The following is a 24,440-nucleotide window of genomic DNA, read 5'->3' as shown; positions in this document are numbered from 1 at the left end:
CCTGTCTCCTTGTCGACGATCGACACATCGATTCGTCATCCTATTTATATGGCCTGGTACGCTTCCCGCGTTCCGACCTTCCGGATGCGCAGGCGCCGCGATCCCGCGCGCGCCTGCGTCCTGCGTTACGTGTTGCGCGGCTTGTCCGCACCGTCCCAGCCGAGCGCCCCGGCGCTCTTGCCGGCCACCGAGTACAGCGCACCCGGCGCATTGCGCGTGCGCTGGAAGTCCTCCAGCGATTCGCCGCGCATCGCCGCATAGATATGCAGGTTCGATACGCCCGTCACCGCGCCGAGCTTTTCCAGCAGGAAGAAGATCACGCCGTAGCGCAGCAGGCCGAGCCAGTCGCGCCGGCGGATCAGGTCGCGCTCCTCCGTGCTGAGGTCCGCGGTCGCAAAGCTCGCTTCGGGGTCGCTCAGGAACTGCGCGCGATGCGCGGGCTCGATCATCCGGTGCAGATAGTCGTTGATCCGGTACGCGCGCACGGCCCGCTCGATCGTGAACGGATAGGTGCCGGGCAGTTGCTCGACGCCAGCGAGTTCGGCCGCGATCCGCTGGCGGTGACGCTCGGCCGCCGCCTCGTCGACGTCGATGTCTGCCGGCTCGTAGACGGCCGTCGCGATCCCCGTCATCGACGGCAGGTAGTAGCCGCGGTGACGGCACACGACGCCCGCCGGCAACGCACCGCGCATCGTGAGCCACATCACGACCTCGGCGCCTTCGAAGCCGCCGAGCGTCGCGTATTCGCCGAGCGGCATGCCGGCCAGGCGCTCCGGATCGCGCTCGAGCAGATCGAGGAAACGTGCGTCCCATTCGGGATTGTTGAAGCCCGAGCGCTCGCCGTGCACCTGGTGCGACAGTCCGCCCGTCGCGACGATTGCGACGCGCAGGTCCTCCGGATAGCTTTCGATCGCGCGGCGCAGCGCCTGGCCGAGCCGGTAGAAGCGGCGTGCGGACGGCACCGGCAGCTGCAGCACGCCCATCTGCAGCGGCACGAGTTGCACCGGCCAGTCGGGCCGGTGCGGACACAGCACCGACAGCGGCGAAAAGCAGCCATGGTCGAGCGGCTTGTTCTGGAAGAACGACATGTCGAACTCGTCGGCCATCAGCGACTGGCCGATATGCGCGGCCAGCGCCGGGTGGCCGGCGATCGGCGGCAGGTCGCGCGCGCCGCCGCCTTCGTCCGCCGGATGCCACTGCGGTCCGACGCCGAGCGAGAACGCCGAATAGTGATCGAAGAAGAACGACGTCACGTGGTCGTTGTAGATGAACAGCAGCACGTCGGGACGCTTGTCAGCGAGCCACTCGGCCAGCGGCGCGAAGTTTTCGAAGATCGGCGCCCAGACCGGATCGTCGTGCTTGTTCTTGTCGAACGCGAACCCGATCGTGGGCGTGTGGGAGGCCGCGATGCCTCCGATAATCCGTGCCATGCCAATGCTCCTTCGTGATGCTCTGATACGGTCCGGCCGTGCCGTCCGATGCTGATTGAATGCGTGCGCGTTCGCTCGCTACGCGCGCCCGTGCGGCTGCGGCGCGAGGCTGCGCTTGACGACCAGCGCGAGCGGAACGGCGAATACGAAATGCGACATGAACCCGCCGATGATCACGTTCGGGTCGAAATAGTTGGGATGATTGCTCGACGCGATCATGATCAGCGCGTGCATCACGATCCACGCGACGATCGCGAAGAACAGCGCGACGAACGTCGCCTCGAAGCCGCGCCGGCGGAACCACGGCCAGATCGCCGCGAACACGATGCCCCACGACAGCGCGAACACGAAATGGATCGCTGTGCCGATGAAGTATGCGCCGATGCCGAGCGCGTCCTGTGCGGCCTTGCCGAACACGAGCCCCGTTGCGTTGCGCGGGATGCCCGCGAGCGGCATCAGGTGCTGCGCGCCGACCCACACGAGCGCCTCGTAGACCCAGATCAGCACCGCGCCCGCGAATCCGCCGCGAATACCGGCGCGCACCGTGTCGGAAAGCGGTGTGCTGCCCGCCGATGCGTCCGTCGATTCGCCCGCTCCGATGATGTGCTGTCGTCCCATTACGCTGCCTCGCTCGTAGTTGCAGGTGCCGCACCGCGCGCAGCCCCTTTTCGTGATCGGACGAAAAATGGATCAGATGGCGGCCCGACGCGCCGGCAACCGCGTGCTTGCGGTTCCGGGGATTGAAATTACTCAGTCGCAGGCGCTGCAACACAGTCGGTGTAAACCCTTATATTTTGGCGAAACTGCATATCCGGCGAGCTTTCAACCGGCATGCGAACCGCGTCTCCGATGCCCCGGAAGTCCGCCGGATATGGCGCTCGCGCGTGGGCGTCCGGCAGCGCGCGAGCCGCAACCGGCCGCTCGGCGATTCGCATCCAATAAATAAAATAGATGGACCGATAAGCACGACGCAAGCTGCGCGGCCGCCGTTCCGGTAAAGTCGTTCAACGCGCTGCACCGCTGGCGCAGGCCGCACGGATGCACGCATGTCGTATGCTCGGCCGCCGCGGCGCACACCGCCCGAACACCCATGGACAATACCGACCTTCCGAATCTCGCCTGCCTGTACGCGGTGCAGCGCGTTGCCGAAACGGGCAGCGTGAGCCGCGCCGCCGCGACGCTGTTTCGCGCGCAGTCGGCCGTCACGCGCGCGGTGCAGGAACTCGAAACGGCCGTCGGCGAAGCGCTGTTCGAGCGCAAGCCCTCCGGCATGCTGGCGACGCCGGTCGGCCGTGCGGTGCTCAAGCGCGGCGAGCGCGTGATCGCCGAACTCGGCGCGCTCGCAAACTGGTGCGCGCTGCGCCAGTCGCGCCGCCGCGCATCGGCCGACGGCAGCCTGCCGGCTTACCTGCTCAACGCGCGGCGCCTCCAGCTGTTCTCGACCCTCGCGCGGCACGGTCACATGCCCAGCGCCGCGCGTGCGCTCGGCGTCACGCAGCCGGCCGTCAGCAGCGCGATCCGGATTCTCGAGAGCGGCGCGGGTTTCGCGCTGTTCCATCGGCATCCGCGCGGCCTGCTGCTGACAGCCGACGGCGAGACGTTCCTGCTACACGTGCGGCGCGCGCTGAACGAGCTGCGGCACGTCGCCAATGACGTCGCCGCGCTGCACGGCAGCATCCAGGGCGTCGTGACCGTAGGCGCACTGCCGCTCGGCCGCACACTGATGCTGCCCGAAGCCGTCGCGCGCGTCGTCACGCGATTTCCGAAGGTGCGTGTGGTCACCGACGAAAGCGCATACGAGGCGCTCGTCGCCGGCGTGCGCGCGGGCGACATCGACTTCATCCTCGGCGCGCTACGCGCGAGCGATCCGGCGAGCGACCTCGAGAACGAACGACTGATGTCCGAGAACCTCGTCGTGCTCGCGCGGCGCGATCACCCGCTCGCCGGCGTGCGCAATCTCGGGCTCGCAAGCCTCGCCGGCGCGCAATGGATCCTGCCGCGCAGCCACTCGCCGGCGCGCGGGCTGTTCGAATCGCTGTTCCGGCGCATGAGGCTCAAGCCGCCAATGCCGACGGTCGAGAGCGCCGATCTCGCGGTGATACGCGGCGTACTGCTGCACACCGACATGCTCGCGGTGCTGTCCGCACAGCAGCTGCATTACGAATGCGAAGCGGGGCTGCTGGCCGTGCTCGACGTGCCGATGCGCGAAACGACCCGCGACATCGGCCTGATGACGCGCGCCGGCAGTCCGCCGTCGCCGGCGGCACGCGCGTTGATCGACGCAATCCGCGTGGTCGCGACCGAAATTGCGCGCACACCGCACGCTACGGCCGCCGCGCGATAACGAAAGCGCATGGCCGCCGCGCCGGAATCGCATCGCGCCCCGTCGCGTGCGTTGTCGCACAATCCGGTCGATATACCGCGCGGTTGCTGGCCTAAGCGCGACGCTGCCATCACGCGTCGCGATACCGGCCGGCCCGCGCATCACCTTCCTCGGGAGCGACACGCATGATCGACCCGGCGATCGCGCTCATCGGTTTCGGCGAAGCCGGTAGCCTGCTCGGCGCCGCGCTCGCCGCGCGCAACGTCCGCGTGACGATGTACGACCGGCAACTCGACGACGCACGGACGGCGAGCGCGATGCGGGCCAAGGCTGCGCGCGTGCATGTCGAAGCCGCGTCGACGCTCGCCGCCGCGATCCGCGATGCGCACTGGATCGTGTCCGCCGTGACGACATCGTCCGACGCGGAAGTCGTCGCGGCAGTCGCCGCGCACATCCGGGCGGACCAGACGTTCATCGACATCAACTCGGTATCGCCGGCACTGAAGCAGCACGGCCAGCAGTTGATCGAAGCCGCCGGCGGCCGTTACGTCGAAGCGGCGGTGATGGCGCCCGTGCCGCCGCACGGCCTCGCGGTGCCGATGCTGCTGGCCGGCCGGTCCGCCGATGCGGTCGCGCGCGAGCTGACCGCGCTGGGCTTCGCTGCGCAAGCCGTGTCGACGCGCGTCGGCGCCGCGTCGGCCGCGAAGATGTGCCGCAGCGTGATGATCAAGGCGATCGAGGCGCTCACCGTCGAATGCCTGAGCGCGGCCCGCGCGTATGGCGCGGACGCGCTGGTGCTCGCGTCGCTGCGACAGACCTTCGACACGTTCGCGACGCGGCCTGACCTGCTATCTGATCAGCCGGCCCGAGCACGAACCATGCAACGCCGAGGAATCTGCCTGATTCGCATCTCCGTGTCACGCCACGAGTACCTGTAGGAGCACAGCCGCGTTAGGTTTCGCTCGTCCGCACTGAATCACATGCATCCAGATTGAGCTCCAGACTCGTGACGGACGCATTTTCCGCCTCTCGGGATAGCCGGAACCCAAGCGCTCGGGCCAGACCGAGCATCGCGCGGTTCTCGCTCCACGTCTTGCCGACGATTCGCTTCATACCAGACTGTCCGGCAAGATCGATCAGGCTCGACAGCATCACGCGACCGAGCCCCTGACGATGCCACGGATCGTCGATCACAATCGCACAGTCGACGACACCTGGTTCGCCGTCATTCACCGCATAGCGTGCGACGCCAATCAACCGCTCGCTGCCGTCCGACCGGACCGTCGCGACCACTGCGCCCTCGCGCCGACGATCAATTCGCGTCCAACGGATCAGTTCATCCTCCGTCGGCTTGCGTACCGACATCAATCTCATGTAGCAGCTCTGGCTCGACAGGCGGCCGACGAGGTCTCGTTCGATCTCGAGATCGCCGGGCTCGATTTCGCGCAGTAGCACCGGCGTTCGATTTCTGCCCTCCCATATTCGTCGGATGCCGAGCGCGGACGCGTCCGGGCCGGATCCACTGTTTGGCACTTGTTCGATCTCGATCGCGTCCATTGTCAACTCCGTCATGTTTTTCACCCGTTTCGCACCGGATTCCATCTGAAGCGGAAGGCGATGCTGTTTGCCACCTGATTGCGCGGCGGCGACCGGATCCGCGCGCGCCACGCCGAATGGCTTCTTTTATCAAGAGCGATGTCCGCTCGATAAATGCACGAGGGACGACATCAGAGCTAGTGCGCCGAAAACAACGAACGGAAATGTCCGAAAACGGGGCTAAATAGCGAAGTTCATACAGGCCTACAGATGAGGCAACCGAGGAGATCCGCACGTAGCATCCGCGCGTCGCCTTGACGGTCGGAATATTGTTGTCGCCAGCCGTTGCGATCAGCCTTAGTTGTATCGCTCGTTTGCACGCAGGGGTGCTGCTTCGTCCGTGTCCGGAAAAAGGCGCTGACTCAGGAAGTCGGCAAACACTCGCACCTTTGGCGGCACCATGTGCCCAGACGGCCAGAGCGCGCGAAACGGTACGCGGTCGGCCGTGAAACTCTCAAGCACGGCCACGAGCGAACCGTTGGCCAGTTGTTCGCGCACCGAGAAGTCCGGCAAGCTGGCGATGCCCAGTCCGTCCTCGGCCAACGCGATGAGGGGTTCGACTGCGCTTGCAATCACCGCGGCGGGAAGCTCGACCTCCAATAGCGCGCCTTCTCGCATGAACGACCATGGTCGCAGGCGCCCGGTTCGCGGGAAACGGTGTTGGAGGCAGGCGTGCGCGGCGAGGTTCTCCGGCGTTGCCGGCATACCATGCTCGGCGAGGTACGCGGGCGAAGCCACAACGACATGCGAAAAGTGGCCAAGCGTGCGCATCGTCAGATGCGAGTCGACTACCTCGCCGGTTCGCAGAACCACGTCGAAGCCGTCTCCGATGACGTCCACGATGCGGTCGCTAAAGTCGATGTCGAGCTGCACCTCGGGATACTCGCGCATGAACGCTCTCAGCACCGGCATCAATAGCATGCCGACCAGCGGAACACTCACGCGCAGGCGGCCAGTGGGTGTCCTTCGCGACACCGCGAGTTCGGACTCCGCTTCGGCTATCTCGCCTAGGATCCGCTGGCAACGTACCAGAAAGAGTTCGCCTTCGGGTGTCAGACGCACACTGCGGGTGCTGCGATGAAACAACCGGAGGCCGAGGCGTGCTTCGAGCCTGGCAATAGCCTTGCCGACCGCCGACGCGGAGATCCCGAGCTGACGCCCCGCCTCCGCAAAGCTCAGTCCTTCCGCCGCGCGAGTAAAGATTGCGATACCGCTCATTCGGTCGATAGCACCGCTCGAGCGCCCGGTCACAGCGGTCAAGTTGCGAGGCATCGAATCCCGCGTAGCGGCGTCCAGCCGAATCGTCACAGCGCATCTCCGGAAAAGGGTCTTCCAGCGAAAAACACACGCCTCACGATTCGAACCGCGGCGTGCTCCGCTGAATTACCCGCATTATCGGAGCGGACGATCGGTCGATAAATTCGCAAGAAAGGACAGGACAATTCTCCGCACCCGAACAATGACCGGTGCCCAGCACACCAGCGGCTCCCAGGCGATTGCGGACATGCGTGTCCGGGATGAGAGAACCGCTAGACCGTTTTTCTTGCACCGAACGGCCTCTACATTGTCGCCAAGCGAGGCGGGGCGCCGCCGTGTTTCGACGGCCCCTCGTCCGGCTCCTCTCTGAATTCCCTATCGTGGAGAACGACAATGTCCAGGCTCTTTTCGAAAATCGCGGTCGGTCCATACGAATTCGTGCACCGCGTCGTGCTGGCCCCGCTCACCCGCATGCGTGCTGAAGCCGACGGGCGCCCCGGCCGGCTGATGGCCGAATACTACGCGCAACGCGCCTCGCGCGGCGCCCTCCTGATCGGTGAAGCCACCATCGTCGCACCGAATGGGAACGGCTATCTTGGCGCACCCGGTCTGTACGACGACAGCCAGATCGCGGGCTGGAAGCTCGTGACCGATGCCGTTCATGCCAAGGGCGGCCGGATCTTCCTGCAGCTTTACCATGCCGGCCGTCAGTCGAACGTCGAGCTGCAGCCCGCTGGCGGTCGTCCGGTAGGGCCGTCTGAAGTGCCGCACGGCGGCGTCGCCCACACGGGCGCCGGATGGGTACCCAACACGCCGAATCGAGCGCTCGAAACGGCGGAAATCGCCGAAATCGTCGAGCGCTTCCGCGCAGCGTCCGAACGTGGCATGAAAGCGGGCTTCGATGGCGTGGAACTCCACTCTGCAAACGGTTATCTGTTGGATCAATTCCTGCAGGACGGCAGCAACAAGCGCACCGACGAATACGGTGGCTCGATCGCCAATCGCGCCCGTCTCCTGCTCGACACCGCGCGTGCAGTCATCTCGGTGTGGGGCGCCGACAAGGTGGCGGTCCGCCTGGGCCCGAGCGGCTCGTTTGGCGACATGTCCGATAGCGATCCGGAGGCGTTGTTCACCTATGTGGCGTCGGCGCTGAACACGCTCGGCATCGCGTACCTGCATCTGATCGAGCCACGCATCGCCGGCGCCGCGGAAGACGAGACACGCGACCAGCGCCCGGTTGCCGCGAAGTTGCTTCGCTCTCACTTCCACGGCCCCATCATCGCAGCGGGCGGCTTCGACGGCGACGGCGCCGAAGCCATTCTGCAGACAGGTGATGCGGACCTGGTCGCATTCGGCCGACACTTCATCGCCAACCCGGACCTGCCCGAGCGCCTGCGCCGCAAGTTGCCGCTGAACGTGTATGACCGCACGACGTTCTTCGGCGGTACGGACGTCGGTTACACCGACTATCCTGCCTACGGCGAGGGGCCCGTCGCGGCCTGAGACCAGTTGTCGACCCGGGGATCGGGGCGCACGCATGTGGCGGCATTTTTTCCCCCGGTATAGACTTGCTCGCCGGGGTGACGGCGAAAAGCCACATCGCACCATGCGCCGCAATGTCGATCGGTGCCTTGCCCACCCCACCATTATCGGCCTCCCTCGCACCTTAAAGCGCGCGGGCGGCCGTCTGCATTTTCAACGTGCAGTCGCGATGAGGTGTGGGCAAATGGATATCGTGCAGGCAATGAGGGTGTTCGCGCGCGTCGTGGAAACAAAGAGCTTCACGCGTGCCGCAGACACGCTGGAAATGCCACGCGGCCGCGTGACCGTAACCGTCCAGAGCCTCGAGGCGCACCTGAAGACACGCCTGCTGCAGCGCACCACACGCAGCCTCAACCTGACGGCGGACGGCGCCGCTTATTACGAGCGATGCGTGCGTCTCCTCGCGGACCTCGATGATCTGGAAAACTCGTTCCTCGGCAAGGAGCGCGCTCCGCGCGGCAAGCTGAGAGTGGACATGCCGGGCGCGCTCGGACGCATGGTCGTGATGCCTGCGCTGAGCGATTTCAACGACCGGTACCCCGAAATCGAACTGATGCTCGGCCTTGGAGACAAGCCCCTGGACCTCATTCAGGAAGGTGTCGATTGTGTGTTGCGGGTCGGCATGTTGCAGGATTCGTCGTTGGTCGCACGGCGTGTGGGCGTCTATCAGGGCATCACCGTCGCGAGCCCGACGTATCTCGAGCGAGCGGGTACGCCCCAAACGCTGGACGATCTCGCGAACCATCGCGCGGTGAACTACTACTGGAGCCGCACGAGCCGGATCGCGCCGCTGACGTTCGAGGTGGATGGCGAGGTGGTCGAGATCAAGATGCGCGGTGCCATTGCCGTGAACGATTTCGAAGCCTGGACCGTCGGCGCGTTGAAAGGCCTGGGGATCGCCCAGAGCGCCCATTTCCTCGCCCGCCCTCACCTCGAATCGGGGGCGCTGGTCGAGATTCTTTCGCAATGGAAGCCGCCGCCGCTTCCCATTTCAGCGGTCTATCCGCATAACCGCCATCTGTCGGCAACCGTCCGCGCCTTTATCGAGTGGGTTGCCGAACTCTTTCGCGATATCCCGTCGCTGCATGGCACACCGGACGCCGAAATGCGGTACCAGACGGCTAGCGCTGCAGGCGAAGATGGCGACTCGGTCGACATTTCAGGCGACGACGAAGAGCCGATCGCATAAGCAGACGCCATTCGAGCAAGGGGCAGCATTGTTCTCGTCAAGGGAACACTGTTGAGGTGGTCGCAAGATTTATCGGCCGAACGGTAGCGACCAGAATACGTGCATTGTTCCTGTGAGTGAGAACGCTGCGCGTTGAATGGTATGTCTGCCATTTCCCTTTCGAACCTGCGGATCGAGGAAGTTCGTATCGACGGCCATAGCCAACCGGTCGCCCTGCGCAGCTTCAGACCGCCGGCACAGAAGCATCCGCTGTCCATCATCCTCTATTTTCACGGGGGCCTGTTCACGGGCGGTTCGCTCGACGATACCAACGCAGTGTGCGAGACGCTGGCATTACACGTACGTTCGTGGGTGCTCTCCGTCGGCTATTCGCTTGCACCTGCATTTCCGTTTCCGAACGCGGTCGAGGACGCGCATCGTGCGTTGCAATGGGTACGTTCGGAAGCCCGCCGCATGCGCGCCGACAAGTGGCAGATAGCCGTTGCGGGCCACGACGCCGGCGGAAACATCGCCACTAGCCTCGCAGCGATCGCGCGTGACCGCGGCGACGCTGGCATTCGTGCGCAAGTCCTGCTCGCGCCGCTGCTGGACCCCAGCATGACGCGCGTCGGTCGATACACTACGCTTGCCGCGCCGGCAATCGACACGCTGGCGGCCGGCTACCGCGCGTATCTGCCGACCTTCTCTCAGCGCATTCATCCGTACGCTGCCCCGCTCGAATCGTGCCGCCTGGCGCACTTGCCGGCAGCGTTCATCGCCACCGTCGAGCATGATCCGCTGCATATCGAGGCCGAGCACTACGCTGCATCGCTCATCGCCGCCGGTGTTCCAACCGAATACGCCCGCTACGCGAACACGACGCGCGCCAGCATCGCAACACACCCGCCCACCGTGCTCGCAGCAAGCGGATTCCTCCAGCGACACCTGTCGGGCCGTTAACGAACGGCGAATGACGCACAAGTGCCGTGACCACTCACCCTCAAAGCAAGGAAGTCAATCATGAATCTCAGCGGAAACACTGTCTTTATCACCGGCGGAACGTCGGGCATTGGCCGCGCGCTGGCGGAATCCTTTCACCAGCGTGGCAACAAGGTAATCGTCGCGGGGCGTCGCAAGTCGCTCCTCGACGAGATCGCCGAAAAGCATCCCGGCATCGATACTGTCCAGCTCGATATCTCCGATTCGGAACAAATTCGCGAAGTTGCGGCCCGACTGATTGAACGCCATCCAACGTTGAACGTCGTCGTCAACAACGCGGGCATCATGCCGTTCGACAACGCCGGCGGCCCGCTCGACGACGCGCAGGCAGTGAAACTTGTCGAGACCAATCTGCTGGGTCCCGTGCGTGTGAGTGCCGCATTTGTCGAGCATTTGAAGCGGCAGCCAGAGGCGACCATCATCAACAACAGTTCGGTGCTGGCGTATGTGCCGCTGGCCGCCACTGCGCTGTACTCGGCCACCAAGGCGGCGATCCACTCGTACACGCTTTCGCAACGGTTCGCACTGCGCGACACCAGCGTTCGCGTACTGGAAATCGCGCCGCCCTGGGTCGACACGGACCTCATTCACAAAAGCGGCGACCCGCGCGCGATGCCGCTCGACGTGTTCATCGCCGAGACAATGAAGCTGCTCGAAACGGCGACGACCGAGGTTGTCGTCGATGCGGCCAGGCCGCTTCGCGACAACGTCGGTCCGAACGAGCATGCATTCGTCGAGCAGTTCAACCAGTTCATTGTCGACAACCCGATTCCGGTCGCTTGATCGACGTATTCGTCGCACTACCGATGAATCCCATCGGTCGCCCACCCGTGCCGCGGGCGACGCTCGTTCCGATCACACGCCGAATCGCCAATCGGCGACCTCTCACCATCACCATTGGAGTCCATATCGTGGCTACAGCACTTGAGGCGGAGAACACCGCACTCGTTCTCGAGGCGCTCGACACACTGTTCAACAAGAAGGATTACGAGAAGGCCGCGCGGTTCTGGTCCGAATCCTACATTCAACACAGTCGGCTCGTTCCTGCGGGGCGCGAAGGGCTTTTCGGCCTGGTTCGTTCGCTTCCCGACGTACGCTTCGAGTACGACATGGTAATCGCCAACGGCGATCGAGTCTGGCTGCATAGCCGATACACGAACTCCGCGACGCCGACTGCATTGATCGGCGTGGATATCATGCGAGTCGTGAATGGCAAGCTCGTCGAGCATTGGGACGTGTTGCAAGACGAGGCGACGCGCAGCGAATCCGCCGGCGGCTATCCGATGTTCGGCGATGCGTTCGCCGACGAGCGATAGCACCCGTAAGTCTCCGCTCCACATGACCATGAAGAGGACGCAATGAGCACACTACTCGAGCGGGCCGTGCGGGCGCACGGCGGCATCGACAACTGGGCGAAGCTTCGTCAAGCATCGGCTGTACTCGATATCGACGGAGCTGTCTGGCACCTGAAAGGCCAGCCTGACATGTTCCGGAATATCGAGGCAATTGCCGATCTGCGCCAGCAGCACGTCGTGATCACGTCGCAGGCCGGCGGCTGGCAAGGCACGTTCACGCCGGGCATGGTCCATATCGATGCGCTCGATGCGCACGCTACGCAGGCGCGCCGCGCACCACGAACGGCGTATGGCGGTCATACCCAGGAAACCCCATGGGACCGCCTGCATGCGCTGTACTTTACCGGCTACGCGCTCTGGACCTATCTGACCATTCCGTTTCTCTATACGCTTCCCGGCTTCCAGACCGAGGAATTGTCCGAGTGGATAGAGAACGGCGAAGTGTGGCGACGCCTGAAGGTCACGTTCCCGGATTCGATCGCGAGCCACGCTCGCGAGCAGATTTCCTATTTCGGTGAAGACGGGCTGCTGCGCCGTCACGACTATACGGTGGACGTGATGGGCGGCGCGCGGGGCGCGAACTATGCGTCCGACTACCGCAACGTTGGCGGTGTCATGGTGCCGATGTCACGCCGAGTTTTTGCCTACGACGATTCTGGACAAAAGGTCGACGTACCCTTGCTGGTGTCCATCGACTTCCGCGACGTCAAATTCCACACCGAGTAGCACGCATCGCATCGACACGGCAGCGCGTCTTCGTAACCCCCGCACGTGTGCGGCGGCCGCCGTCCGTTTCGATGAACCGGGCTCGCGGCAGCGGCCTGCCGCGCACACTTCAAATTTGACAGGAAACGTTCGCGAACAATCTTCGGAACCAACGACGGTTTCGGATGGACGGACGTTCCCGGCCTGTGGAACGATACGCAGTTCTGCGGCTGGCGCATGGTAACGGATACCGCGCATCGCGCGGGCGGCGGGATCGTTGCGCAACTCTGGCATACCGGCTCGCTCGGGCATCCAGATTTCCATGGAGGAAAGGCGCCGCTTTCGGCGCCCGCGGTCAATCCGTAGCAGCAGGACATCACCGCCTCCGGCCGCAAGGACACTGTCGTCCCGCGTCCCATGGACAAGGACGAGATCCGTCGCACCGTGGTCGATTTCGGACGGGCAGCACGCAACGCGATCGCGGCCGGTGGCTGACGCAGTCGCTTTCGCCACGATGAGCCCTGACTCATACCCGAGATTCGCCGACCGATTACAGGCACGGTCGTGATGGCGGCCAGTCCGTTGGGAATCCGCGGATTGTGCCGCCGACAGTCATCGCTGAACCGCCGATCCGGCATGGCCGGCTTTCGCTGCTGACGCAACGTGCGTCGGCGACGACTTTCGACATCACCACCCCGAAAGGCGAGCTTGTCGGTACGCGCGACGGCGGATCGGCAACGAAATCGAACGGCGGCATGATATGCAGTGAGCCGACATCGGCGCAGGCGGCGCATTGCCCGTTGCGATTGACGCAAAAAGGCCGCGCTCTGAATCGGGCACGGCCTTCCGGTGCGTCGGCGTTCGATCAGTGCGCGGCCGCCGCCGCGTCACTCGATCCTCCCGACTTGCCCGGCTTGGTGATCCAGATGAGCGGAATGATGATGATCATCACGACCGCCGCACCGTAGAACACATCGTTCAGGCCGAGCATCGCGGACTGCGTCTGTACCAAGTGGTCGAACAGCGCGTACGACGACCCCTGTCCCAGCCCGAGCAGCGAATGGTAGCGATCCATCTGGGCATTGAAGATCGGGTTGGTCGGGCTCGATTGCTGCGTCAGGATTTCGTGGTGCATGATCGTCCGGTTGTTCCACACGACACCGGCCAGCGACGTACCGATGCCGCCGAAGAACATGCGTGCGAAGGTCGACAGGCCTGCCGCGGCCGGCACCTTTTCTGGCGGCTGGCCCGACAGGATGATCACTGTCAGCGGTGCGAAGAACAATGCCATCGGGATGCCCTGCAGTAACGTGGGCAGGATGATGTAGCCCTCGCTGATGTCCGTGAAGAAGAACGTGCGCATGTAGTAGACGACCGCGAAGCCCACGAACGCGAGCGTGCCGATGATGCGTGCATCCGAGCGCGGCAGGATCTTGCCCATGATCGGCGCGCCGATAACCGCGAAAATGCCGAGCGGTGCCGTGGCGAGCCCCGAGTCGACGGCCCGGTAGCCAAGGTATTCCTGCATCCACTGGGGCAGCAGCACCAGCGTGCCGAAGAAGATGCCGTAGGCTACCGCGATCGAAATCGTGCCGCCGAGGAAGTTGCGCTGCTTGAAGAGCGTCAGATCGACGATCGGATTCTTGTCGGTCAGTTCCCAGATGATGAAGAGCACCAGGCCCACGACCGCGACAATGGTCAGGATGACGATCGTGTTCGAGGAGAACCAGTCGAGGTCCTTGCCCTTGTCGAGCATCACCTGGAGCGACGCGACCCAGACGATCAGCAACGTCAGCCCCACGAAATCAATCGGCAATTTCCGCGTAGGTGTATCACGCTTGCGATAGAGGAACCAGACCATTGCGGCCGCGAACAGGCCGACCGGAATATTGATGTAGAAAATCCACGACCACGCGTAGCTGTCCGTGACCCAGCCCCCGAGCGACGGTCCGACGATCGGCCCGGTTACAACGATCATCGAGAACAGCGAGAGCGCGAGTGAGGATTTCGCCTTCGGCCACGAGCTGAGCAACAGCGCCTGCGACATCGGGATCAGCGGCCCGGCCACGAGGCCCTGCAGCACACGCGCACCCAGCAGGAACGGCAGCGACGGCGCGATGCCGCACAGCCAGGACGCAAGCACAAAGAGCAGGATCGATCCGACGAACAGTCTCACCTGCCCCAGCCGCTGCGTGAGCCAGCCGGTCAGCGGAATCGCGATGGAATTCGCGGCGGCAAAGACGGTGATGACCCAGGTGCCCTCGTCGACCGACACGCCGAGGTTGCCCGAGATGGTGGGAATCGCCACGTTGGCGATTGATGAATCGAGGACGGTCATGAAACCCGCAAGGCCTACGCTCAACGAGCCCAGTGCGAGTGGCATCCCCGTCAGCGGAGGAGGATTCGATTGGTTGGCGGTCATGGCGATCATCCGGTTACGGTAGGTCCGGCGAAGCGGACGCGCGACGTGCTGCGCGCCAGCTCGCCTGCGACGGAAGTCATTTGTTGGCGGCAATGATGTCGGCGATCGCGGCATCGGCCTTGTCACCGTATTTCGCGAACACGTCAGTCTTGTAGACCGACGGCGGGTCGGCTTCCGGAGCCGCTCCCCCCTGGTCCTTCACATTGGCGTCGACATTCATCGACAACCCCACGCGCAACGGATGCCTTTCCAGTTCAGCGGCCGGAATCTCGATCCGCACCGGCAGCCGCTGGACGACCTTGATCCAGTTGCCCGTCGCGTTCTGCGCCGGCAGCAGCGCGAGCGCTGATCCGGTGCCCGGCGTGAAGCCCACTACCTTGCCGTGGTAGACCGTCGACGATCCGTAGACATCGGCAATCAGTTCGACGGGCTGGCCGACGCGAATGTGACGCAGTTGCCACTCCTTGAAGTTCGCATCGACCCACACCTGGTTCAGCGGCACGACCGACATCAGTGCCGTGCCGGGCGACACGCGCTGGCCGACCTGGACCGATCGCTGCGCGACGTAGCCGGCAACCGGCGCCGGCAGCGTCGTGCGGGAATAAGCCAGATATGCGTCGCGAACCCGTGCGGCACTCGCCATCACGTCCGGATGCTGGTCGACGGTCGTATTCGACGTCAGCGCGCGGTTCGAGCCGAGCTGCTGTTTCGCGGCATCGAGCGCGGCCTGAGCGGACCGCACGGCATCCCGCGCATGCGAGATTTCTTCTTCCGACACGGCACCCGTCATGCCGGTCGCCTGGCGGCGTCGCAGGTCGTCCTGCGCCCTCGCGAGATCGGACTGGCGCTCGGCGATGTTCGCGCGGTACTTGTCGTCATCGACATAGAGACCGTGAACCTTGCGCACGGTCTGGCCGAGGTTCGCCTCGGCCTGTTGCAGCGCGATCTTCGCGTCCGCGGGATCGATCTGCACGAGCGGCTCGCCCGCCTTCACGACCTGCGTGTTGTCCGCGTTGACCGCGATGACGGTGCCCGATACCTGCGGTGTGATCTGCACGACGTTGCCGTTGACATACGCGTCGTCAGTTTCGACGTGGTAGCGCGCATCGAAGAAGTAGTACGCACCGTAGGCGGCACCGGCGATCCCGAGGGACGCGGCCACCAGTGCGAGCAGCGCCTTGCGTTTGCCAGGGTTCTTCGGTGCTTCGTCGGTCGATTGTGATTCGGGGGTGTTCATGAGTGGCTCCAGTCAGTTTTGATGTTTCAAGGTCTTCCGTTCGGCGCGTAATTCATGCGCCGACGCAATCGATCAGTTCGTCGGCGCGAGGTGGACCGGCGCGGGAATCGGCGTTTCGGCGGTTGCCGCAAGGCCGGCCTGCGATGCATCGAAGCCGCCGCCGAGCGCCTTGATCAGCGCGATTTGCTGGCCGCGCCGCCCCATCTCGAGATTCACCACGGCAGTCTCGGCCGCTAGCCGGTTGTCGTCCGCATTCAGCACCTGCAGTTGCTGGTTGAGCCCCGACCGGTACCGGACGACAGCCAACTGATAGGCGGTGCTTTGCGCGTCCAGCGCCTTGCGCGCATCGACGAGCTGGAGATCGGTGGAGCGGATCTGCGTGACCTGCGTGGCGACGTCGGACAGCGCGTTGATCAACGTTTGGTTGTAGGCGGCGACGTCGTAGTCGAAGTCCGCGTAGCGGCCTTTCAGTTGGGCGCGCAGCGCACCGGCATCGAATATCGGGAGGTGAATGGCCGGCGCTGCCTGAAGCTGCCGGCTGCCCGCCGTGAGGAAACGCCCCCAACCGAACGCGTCGAGTCCCGCGGCCAGCGACAGGTTGACGTCCGGGTAAAACTCGGCCTTCGCTTCCTTCACGTCGTGAACGGCAGCGTCGACCTTCCAGTAAGCTGCGACGATGTCCGGCCGGCGCGACAGCAGGTCGGCCGGCAGGTTGTCGGGCAGTGCGACGACGTCGCCGCCGTGCAGCGCCGGCTTGGCGATTTGCAGACCGCGATCCGGGCCCGCGCCGAGCAGCGCGCCCAACTGGTAGCGAACCGTCTTGATCTGTCCGTCGAGATCGCTGACGCTGGACCGGCTCGTCGCAGTTTCGCCGTAGGCGGTCTGCCGCTCCACGTTGCTGTCGAGCCCGGCGCTGACGCGGCCTTCCGTGATCCGGGCAATCGCTTCACGGTTCGACACTTCGCGAACCTGGATGTCGCGCAGCGCATAGAGCAGCGCCAACCGGTTGTATGTGCTCGCAACCGATGCGGCGAGCGTGATGCGCACCTCCTCGGCTTCCGCGTCCGCGACCTTTTGCTCGGAGACGGCCTGGCGCAGCCGCTCGCGGTTCTTGCCCCACAGGTCGAGATCCCACGACACGCTTGCCAGCAGGCTGTTCTCGCTCTGCCACGAGCCACCGTACGGCGGTGGCACGATGCCGTTTTCGGTGTAGCGCTGACGCGTCCACGTATAGCTGCCGTTCGCATTCGGATAAAGCGCGGATTTGGCGGTGCCGATGTACGCCGACGCCTTCTCGATTCGGGCGCGTGCCTGGTCGATCGTCGGATTGCCGCGCAGCGCTTCATCGATCAGCGCCGTCAGTTGAGGGTCGCCGAACTGGCTCGCCCAGCTCATTGCCGGCCACTTGCCGCCTTCGGACGGCAGGCTCTGTTGCGACGCGAACTGCGTCGGGGGCGCCATCTCCTTGTCGCTGTGGATGCCCGCGTAGTTCACGCAACCAGCCAGGCTAAACGCCAGGGCCGCGGCGGCAATCCATCCCGTACGAATACCCGACCGAAGCCGAGAGAGCGAGTGATACGTCGTCGTTTCCATTTCCATTTTTCCCTTGAGTCACCGTGAGTCATCAATCCATCGCATGTCCGTTCGGTGCACATGTCCTTTCAGTGCATATGCACATGTTGACCAGCCAGCGTTCGCGCATCAATGTCTGGAACTGCATGAATGAGTTGCCGGGACGGCTAACTGTCAGACGTGTCGCGCGTCATGCGAAACAGTTCGCTGCGCAGATGAGCCGCCTGCTGCGATCCGAATTCGCGTTCGAAACTCGCCTGCGCAGCCGCCCAGTGAACGGCCGCGTCATCGAGCTTTTGCGAGCCATGTGCGGTCAATACGACCTGAAGCCGACGCTGGCGCTTCCTGTCGGCGGACGTAGCCACCAGGCCGCGCCGCAGCAACGGCTGGAGCGCCCGCACCAGCGTTGTTCTGTCCATCACCATCGCTTTCGCGAGGTCGGCCATGGTCAGGCCATCGCTGACAACAAGCGTGCCCAGGATGGTGAACTGCGTGGGCGTGATGTCGACGGCCGACAGGTGGTGCTCGTAAAGCTTCGAGATATGTCGCGAAGCCTGGCGAAGCGCGAAACAGTCGTCGTCAAGAAGGTCGATCGAGTGCATGCGCACAGCGTAGTCGCCGGTCCGCTGCAGCACGATGGCGGGAGGGTTATCAGACTGTTGCCGTTTTACGCAGGAATGGCCGGCGGACGGCGGCTTACGGCGCTCTAGACGTGTCGAAGAAACCCACCGCGTAATCGATGAAGGCGCGTACCTTGGCCGGTAGCAACGTCCGGTTACTGTAAGCAAGTTGAAGCTCGATGCTCTCGTCGACTAAGGGAAAATCGGCAAGCAAGCGCAGCAACTTGCCGGAGGTCAGGTCGTTTTCGACCAGCGCCACCGGCGCGATGCCGATGCCCATTCCCTGCAAGACCATCTCGCGGTTGAACGCGGGGCTGTTGGACGACACGTCGAAACTCAGCGGAATTGTGAGTTCCTGCCCGTCGATGCGAAAACGGAGGTCCGGCCGGCGGATCGACGGCGACAGCGGCACGAAACGATGCGATGCCAGATCCAATGGCTGCACGGGCGTCGATGCGGTTTTCAAATATTCGGGTGTCGCGACAATCACCATCGGAATCCGGTCGAGCACGCGGACCACCGTCGTTTCGCTGATCAGCATGAAAGGTACGACGATTGCGAGATCGTACCCTTCACCCACCAGATCGACCGGTCGCTCCGTCAGCGTAATGTCCAGCGCGACCTTCGGATGAGCCCGTTTGAATCCTGCTATAAGCGGCACGAGCCGCTGGATCGTCGCGGTCGCATGCGCAACCAGCCGCAACACGCCCTGTGGTTCCCGTGTCTGATTCACGACTTCCGCCTCGACCGCATCCACCTCTTCCAGAATACGCACGCAGCTTTCGTAGAAGCGCTCCGCCGCTTCCGTCAACGAGAGCCGGCGCGTCGTTCGATTCAACAGCCGGCATCCCATTCGCTGCTCGAGCGCCGCAATCGTCCGCGACACCGCTGGCGGCGCCATGCCGTGATGATCGGCGGCACGGGCGAAGCTCTTCAGTTCGACCACGGTGCGAAAAATGCGCATGCTTTCGATGTAATCCATGGCCGCATCTCGAGAACGGGTAGAAGGCAGACGCTATAATGGCACGCCCAATGCGCCTTTCGCCCGAACATGTGACTACGCGTGATGTCACGCCGCCGCGACGGCACTTTCAAGTGGCTGAAGCACGGACAAGCTGAAGATTCCGTTGTTCTACCTCTCGCAACAGGAAACGTCACGGACCCGCGGGTGCCGCAATCCCCGTGCAGTCCGCCAATTCGCTGCCTAGGCCGAGCGACTGCAACGTGTCGTGCATGAGGTCGCGTCCAGCCAGCGGCGTGCTGCACGGGACGGCAGTTGCTGGAACCGCTACGCTTGCGCGAGGCGAGGCCCACGGCACCAAAGTAAGGGTTCAGCGAACGCCTTATTGACACTATCGTTTCGATATGGGCGTGTTCTGCAGCACGACTGAGCCGCAATGACGTGCTCTGTTTCCCAGCGGTCCGTAGACCGAAATAAAAGTCGTCACCGGGTGCGAATGAGAGATGTCACTTCGCCAATCTCAGCCGACTAAGAGACCCGCAGCGCTTGCGGATCAGAAATTTTCCGCTGCGAACCAGGTTGTCACCGAGTCGGGGGCGCGTAACCCTAGCCCACATCGCTACCCATACTTCGTGAGGAAGTTGTGCGGGACGTCAACGGTAGCCGCAAGCACGTCGTTACCCACAAATCACTTTAAAATCAGCGATCTACAGGACATCAACGGAAGAACCCGGAAGGGCCCGGAAGGCCCATGTGGCGGAAGGCAGCAAACTACGACCATCGCTCGCGGAAACCCGCCAGGTAAGACTCCCGCAGGCGCAGATAGCCCCCTACCCACAATCCTACCCATTATTGATATGGACATTTGGCTCAGCGGCATTCCGATATCGGCGGCAACGCCCTAACCGCAAAGGATGCGAGCAGTTTCCGCCAAAATACCTGAACAGCGCCCTCGCTCGGTTGCGCTCGGGACGCTCCCGACGAGCCACCACGATGCCGGCATGCGGTCCGACGAGAGAAATAATTATGGCCTGACTCCCGAGCGTCACGAAGGTTTCTCTGTGGATGGCGCCCGCGAGCCTGATGTCCTCGGGACGAGAAGCGATGAGCGCCAGGGAAAGGACGAATGTTTGTGACACTATATGCGAATCCGCTGGCTACAAACGCGAAGATGGGCCAGAAGATCAGCCCGGGCGTCGTGCCTTCGTTGACGTTCTGGCCGCGATCCAGACGGCCAGCCAGACGATCCAATTACACAGCAGGCCCTTCACGAATAACGAGATGGCCGGCGCCGTCACCTTGAGTTCGACCGCCTAAAAGCACGCCGGGGAACCGTCGGTCAGCAGCACGCCACTGCCAGCCGCATACAGGACGGCCGGGAGCGTCAGCGCGCCGAATAAGTTGCCGATCCAACTCGCGACCCATACAGCGACCATCTGCCGCGACGATCAGAAACGTGAAAGGCGAGCCGACGAGCGCGGTAGCCTTGTTCGCTCCCGCTTGGCAGAAAATGTTACAGGGCCAAAGACTCCCATTTCTACTGGCATTGAAAGCCGGTACACTCAAGACAAAAAAGAACCCACCTGCCAGATGGCTACAAGAAGCGCCTCATGCCAATGATCCGATAATAGGTGCACGTCCCCTCACTCTCCTCACTGGTACACCAAATGGATCGAAACGCTCGAGGCAACGAGTGTTCACGGCCCAGCCATCGAAGGGTGCCATGCCGTTTGATGCTTCCTCGACAGTAGGAGCACTCGGCTTGCGAAACGGCAAGATCCCACAGATGGGGCAAAAATAGTCCACAGCGGTTTGTGAACCCTAGCGATAGACAGATAAGTTTTCCTATCTCGCTGGCGCGTTCATCCCGATGTCAGGAACTGGACGCGACAGTGAATTTCGGTTCTGCAGCGACGCGACCGTTGAATTCTTAGCGCTGTTTTTGCCGCCGTCCTCCGAATGTCGGCGATGATGCACCTCGAGGTGTGGCCTTCCTTCTGAACGCCGAAACAGTGTTGATTCAAGTTGCTCTACGACAGTGGGCGAAACTTTCGCATGCATCGTGTCGTCCCGTTCGGGAAGACGCATCAACGCATATCCTCTTGCCGTGCCGCCACCGCCTGAATCTCCACAAGCAGATCCGGCTCGGCAAGTCCCGCCACGATAAACATGGTGGTCGCCGCGGCGTGACCAGCAAATCGGCGCTCGCGCTCGCGGCGATAGATCGGCACCATATCAGCCCGCGTGATCAATCCATGTCTCTCTGGCGCGATCCTCCCAACGATAGGATTGGCGTAGCCCATCGGTCGCGCGCACGGCTCGTAAACTCGGGGCCATAGTCCGTATCACAGTGCTTCGTGAACAGATCACTTTCGATTGTTCCGCTTCGATGCCAGTTCTGACTGAAAACCTCGCCAGCTTTGCTCGTCTTGAAGACGATCGAAGAGTCTGTTCCGCATCTTCTCATCCAACGGTGTAAGCCCCAGCAGAGAGTGGAACGCAATACCGCTCGCAGCAAAATACCGCAACAGAGATAAATCGAGATCGGCCGCCTCGTCACTCAGCGCCTGCATTCTCGCCAAGGCAGTCGACGTCCGGTTTTCAAGCAAGCTCGGACTATCGACAAGCGCCGCAAGAGCGGCCCTCGCCACGGAATTCGGCTGATCGATGGCTTCCCGATAGATAGCTATCTCGGCGGCCAGGTTGGGTTCCTTCTTCGATTGGCCCTCTTTCGCCAAGTAGTCGGCCGCTATCTGCTCGAACTGCCGCTCCTGATGTTCCAGCAGGGCGTGGAGCACGCCATGCCTGTTGCGGAATTGATGCAGCAACCCGCCCTTGCTGATACCGCTTTCACGCGACAACGAATCGAACGTAAGTCCGCCAATGCCATCCCGCTCGAGGATGACTAGCGCTGCCTCAATCGCCTTCCGGCGAGAAATCTCTGAACGGGTTCGGTTATCCATTTTCGATGCTGATGACGTTGTGACGCCGTGCCGGCGCCATAGCCGGGGCGCCGATCGCGCACCGCCTGCCGAGAGGCGCAGCAACCTGCATGACCGAGAAGCATGGCGTCCACGAACGGAGTCGACATTGTACTGGCCTCTTCCGAATTTTTACAGACCGGATAGACGGTTTACATTTATTTCCCGCTGCGCTACCATCCGGTCCGTCGGCTCATGTCACTGCGAGCATGTCACTCCGCCCCCAAATCAACCCATCTCTTAAGGAATACAAAATGTCCGTTCGCAACAGCGCCTCATTTCTCCTGGCCGGCGCCGCAATGCTCACCATGGCAGCATGCACGAGCGTACAGCCCGTTCCGTACTCGGGCGTCGCGTCCTCGTCGCAATTGAAACAGAACCGGAATGACGACTCGTCCAAGGTGCCCTACAGGTATGACACACCGGTAACCTGGTCCCAATACTCCAAGGTCGTACTGGACCCGGTCACTGTCTATCGGGGCAGCGACAACCAGTTTGGCGACATGAAGGACGCAGACAAAATGGAGCTCGCCGACTACATGAGCAAGACGTTCTCGGAAAAACTGTCGAAGCGATTCAACGTTACGCGACAGGCAGGCCCGAATACCCTGCGTATCAACCTGACGCTCACTGGCGCCGAAAAGACCAAGCCGGTCGTCGGCCAGTTCATGCACTTCGACATTGCAGGCAACCTCTATAACGGCGTACAGGCGGTGCGTGGAGGCCAGGGCGCATTCAGCGGCTCGGTCTCTTATGCGGTGGAAATCCATGACGGCAGCACCGGCCGCCTGCTGGAAGCCTACGTCTCGAAGCAATATCCGAATGCGATGAACTTGCCCGCGGCCTTCGGTTCGTTGAGTGCCGCGAAGACCGGCCTCGACAAGGGGGCAGACGCCTTGGTGGAGCGACTGCGCTGACGATCCGATGCTCGGATGATTTTTCTATCGGAACGCATATTTTCTGTTGTCCATATCAATAAATCATGGGCAACGGAGGATACGCGCATGTAACGACGATGCTCGAGAACGCATTGTGGAGTACGAATGGACCAATTTTTACACATGGTTGTCACGCTCGGCCCTCCCCCTTTGATCGTTACCCTTGTCTTTGCGCTTGCGTACCTGGTGGTAGGAATTCCGGTCCATTGCTGGCGCGGCGCTGCGTCCAGGGACGTGTTCGGAACACTGGCTGGGGTGTTCGCTTCACTTGCATACATCACGCTTATTTTGAGCGTCACCCCGAATGCTTGATGCCTTTCCGTAATAGCCAGCCAGCTCGAAAAGTTGACACATGACACGTTTTCCGCGCCTAACGTCCTCGCAAGATGTCGGTCAGACCGAGACTCCCGGACCGTATATGTCAAAGCACGATGACACGGCCCGTCCGGACCGGAAGCATGCAACCGCGCCGTGTCAGATCGAACACCTCTTGCGATATGTAGGCGGCGCCAGCAAGCGAATTTTCCGGATTGCAAAAGGCGTGCGCGACATTGTCAGCGGGAACTTGTGATTCCGTGGTCGCCTGAAGCCGCAGTGAATTGTCTTCGAGATTGAAACCATGACGAAGCACGACCCGAAATACCACGCCGCCGGCCACGCGTCCGCTTGTCTTTCGAGCCTGATTGCCTGCGAATACTGCTCGGCTGTCTATCTGCGTGTGCAGCTCGTGGAAGGTGCTTGTGCTCTCTGCCTGCGTTGCGGCGGGTTGCTGTACCGAGAGAGCACGCTCGCCTATCTCCGGCTATTGCCCCTCGTGCTGACCGCGCTGATCTTGTTCGTGGTCTCCGTTGCCTTTCCGATCGTCGAACTGGATATCAGAGGCATGCGCATGCAGGCGACGCTTTGGGGCACGGTAGAGGCACTCTTCTCGGATGACATGCCGATGATGTCCGTTGTGATGTTCGCCACAACGGTCCTGTTTCCCCTGGCCGAGATGCTGATGATGCTCTACCTGTTGCTGCCGATGTCTCTACGCTGTGTGCCGCCGGGTTTCGCGCACGTGGTGCGCGGCATCAGACAGGCACGACTGTGGGGCATGATCGAAGTCTTTATGCTCGGCGTGCTGGTGACGCTGGCCAAGATCTCCAGCACGGCCCATCTACTGCCGGGCCTTGCGCTTTGGTCATTCGGCGCGCTCGTGTGCGTACTGACGACCATTCTCGCATTCGATCCGCGCAGTCTATGGCTGTATGCGGACGAGGCGCCACAGCAATGAGCATGCTCTTGCCCGCCTCATCCGACGGGGGCGGCCCCTCGCAGCTGTCGGACAACGT

At 62.8% G+C, this 24,440-nt stretch carries 21 protein-coding genes; 10 read left to right on the top strand and 11 right to left on the bottom strand.

Annotated features, from left to right (window positions below; translation table 11 throughout):
• Positions 1–125: 125 nt before the first annotated feature.
• Positions 126–1,430, bottom strand: coding sequence for a gallate dioxygenase (locus tag KY49_RS27345; RefSeq protein ID WP_042587533.1), 1,305 nt, complete (start codon positions 1,428–1,430; stop codon positions 126–128).
• Positions 1,431–1,508: 78 nt separating this feature from the next.
• Positions 1,509–2,048, bottom strand: a complete 540-nt coding sequence (locus tag KY49_RS27340) for a hypothetical protein (RefSeq protein WP_088501269.1) — start codon at positions 2,046–2,048, stop codon at positions 1,509–1,511.
• Positions 2,049–2,520: 472 nt separating this feature from the next.
• Between KY49_RS27340 and KY49_RS27335 the strand changes: the two genes are divergently transcribed.
• Both KY49_RS27335 and KY49_RS27330 read left to right on the top strand, forming a co-directional pair.
• Complete coding sequence (locus KY49_RS27335; protein WP_042587532.1) at positions 2,521–3,774, top strand: LysR family transcriptional regulator; 1,254 nt, start codon at positions 2,521–2,523, stop codon at positions 3,772–3,774.
• Positions 3,775–3,938: 164 nt separating this feature from the next.
• Positions 3,939–4,691: an NAD(P)-binding domain-containing protein gene (locus KY49_RS27330; protein WP_052495796.1), complete on the top strand. Its 753-nt coding sequence runs from the start codon at positions 3,939–3,941 to the stop codon at positions 4,689–4,691.
• A gap of 13 nt (positions 4,692–4,704) precedes the next feature.
• Here KY49_RS27330 and KY49_RS27325 read toward each other — a convergent pair whose 3' ends face one another.
• Positions 4,705–5,310 (bottom strand): GNAT family N-acetyltransferase, encoded by a 606-nt coding sequence (locus KY49_RS27325; protein ID WP_157376916.1) that lies wholly within the window; start codon positions 5,308–5,310, stop codon positions 4,705–4,707.
• Positions 5,311–5,646: 336 nt separating this feature from the next.
• Entirely contained in the window at positions 5,647–6,657 is a 1,011-nt protein-coding gene (locus tag KY49_RS27320; protein ID WP_331456571.1) for a LysR family transcriptional regulator, read from the bottom strand.
• Positions 6,658–6,999: 342 nt separating this feature from the next.
• Here KY49_RS27320 and KY49_RS27315 point away from each other — a divergent pair, with 342 nt between their 5' ends.
• The 6 genes from KY49_RS27315 (at position 7,000) to KY49_RS27290 (ending at position 12,396) form a co-directional block, all read left to right on the top strand.
• The gene (locus KY49_RS27315) at positions 7,000–8,109 is read left to right on the top strand and encodes an alkene reductase (RefSeq protein ID WP_042587530.1); all 1,110 of its coding nucleotides are present in this window, start codon (positions 7,000–7,002) and stop codon (positions 8,107–8,109) included.
• A gap of 223 nt (positions 8,110–8,332) precedes the next feature.
• A complete protein-coding gene (locus KY49_RS27310) occupies positions 8,333–9,337 on the top strand; it encodes a LysR family transcriptional regulator (protein WP_042587529.1) in 1,005 nt (334 codons plus the stop codon).
• Positions 9,338–9,478: 141 nt separating this feature from the next.
• Positions 9,479–10,276, top strand: a complete 798-nt coding sequence (locus KY49_RS27305; protein ID WP_042587528.1) for an alpha/beta hydrolase — start codon at positions 9,479–9,481, stop codon at positions 10,274–10,276.
• Positions 10,277–10,336: 60 nt separating this feature from the next.
• Positions 10,337–11,098, top strand: coding sequence for an SDR family oxidoreductase (locus tag KY49_RS27300; RefSeq protein WP_042587527.1), 762 nt, complete (start codon positions 10,337–10,339; stop codon positions 11,096–11,098).
• Positions 11,095–11,631 (top strand): nuclear transport factor 2 family protein, encoded by a 537-nt coding sequence (locus KY49_RS27295; RefSeq protein ID WP_231636492.1) that lies wholly within the window; start codon positions 11,095–11,097, stop codon positions 11,629–11,631. The genes KY49_RS27300 and KY49_RS27295 overlap by 4 nt, the downstream gene beginning before the upstream one ends.
• 42 nt (positions 11,632–11,673) lie before the next feature.
• Positions 11,674–12,396: a hypothetical protein gene (locus tag KY49_RS27290; RefSeq protein WP_042587525.1), complete on the top strand. Its 723-nt coding sequence runs from the start codon at positions 11,674–11,676 to the stop codon at positions 12,394–12,396.
• A gap of 844 nt (positions 12,397–13,240) precedes the next feature.
• Here KY49_RS27290 and KY49_RS27285 read toward each other — a convergent pair.
• The 7 genes from KY49_RS27285 to KY49_RS27255 all read right to left on the bottom strand — a co-directional run bounded on the left by KY49_RS27285 (position 13,241) and on the right by KY49_RS27255 (position 22,150).
• Positions 13,241–14,797: a DHA2 family efflux MFS transporter permease subunit gene (locus tag KY49_RS27285; protein WP_042588769.1), complete on the bottom strand. Its 1,557-nt coding sequence runs from the start codon at positions 14,795–14,797 to the stop codon at positions 13,241–13,243.
• A gap of 76 nt (positions 14,798–14,873) precedes the next feature.
• Entirely contained in the window at positions 14,874–16,034 is a 1,161-nt protein-coding gene (locus KY49_RS27280) for an HlyD family efflux transporter periplasmic adaptor subunit (protein ID WP_042587524.1), read from the bottom strand.
• A 72-nt stretch (positions 16,035–16,106) separates the two neighbouring features.
• Entirely contained in the window at positions 16,107–17,627 is a 1,521-nt protein-coding gene (locus KY49_RS27275; protein WP_042587523.1) for an efflux transporter outer membrane subunit, read from the bottom strand.
• 146 nt (positions 17,628–17,773) lie between these two features.
• Positions 17,774–18,208 (bottom strand): MarR family winged helix-turn-helix transcriptional regulator, encoded by a 435-nt coding sequence (locus KY49_RS27270; protein ID WP_042587522.1) that lies wholly within the window; start codon positions 18,206–18,208, stop codon positions 17,774–17,776.
• 94 nt (positions 18,209–18,302) lie between these two features.
• Positions 18,303–19,208 carry a LysR family transcriptional regulator gene (locus tag KY49_RS27265; RefSeq protein WP_042587521.1) on the bottom strand — a complete coding sequence of 302 codons (906 nt, stop codon included), beginning with the start codon at positions 19,206–19,208 and terminating at the stop codon, positions 18,303–18,305.
• 2,066 nt (positions 19,209–21,274) lie between these two features.
• On the bottom strand, positions 21,275–21,421 hold the full coding sequence (locus KY49_RS37750; RefSeq protein WP_156162627.1) for a hypothetical protein: 147 nt from the start codon (positions 21,419–21,421) through the stop codon (positions 21,275–21,277).
• Positions 21,422–21,553: 132 nt separating this feature from the next.
• Positions 21,554–22,150 (bottom strand): TetR/AcrR family transcriptional regulator, encoded by a 597-nt coding sequence (locus KY49_RS27255; RefSeq protein ID WP_042587519.1) that lies wholly within the window; start codon positions 22,148–22,150, stop codon positions 21,554–21,556.
• Between the two features lie 272 nt (positions 22,151–22,422).
• Here KY49_RS27255 and KY49_RS27250 point away from each other — a divergent pair, with 272 nt between their 5' ends.
• Positions 22,423–23,085 carry a DUF3313 domain-containing protein gene (locus KY49_RS27250; protein ID WP_042587518.1) on the top strand — a complete coding sequence of 221 codons (663 nt, stop codon included), beginning with the start codon at positions 22,423–22,425 and terminating at the stop codon, positions 23,083–23,085.
• Between the two features lie 640 nt (positions 23,086–23,725).
• Entirely contained in the window at positions 23,726–24,382 is a 657-nt protein-coding gene (locus KY49_RS27245; protein WP_042587517.1) for a paraquat-inducible protein A, read from the top strand.
• The last annotated feature ends 58 nt before the right edge of the window (positions 24,383–24,440 follow it).

This window comes from Burkholderia sp. MSHR3999 (assembly GCF_000833595.1).
Lineage (GTDB): Bacteria > Pseudomonadota > Gammaproteobacteria > Burkholderiales > Burkholderiaceae > Burkholderia > Burkholderia ubonensis.
Note: the sequence above shows the minus strand (reverse complement) of the source record. Positions and strands in the feature narration are given on the sequence as shown.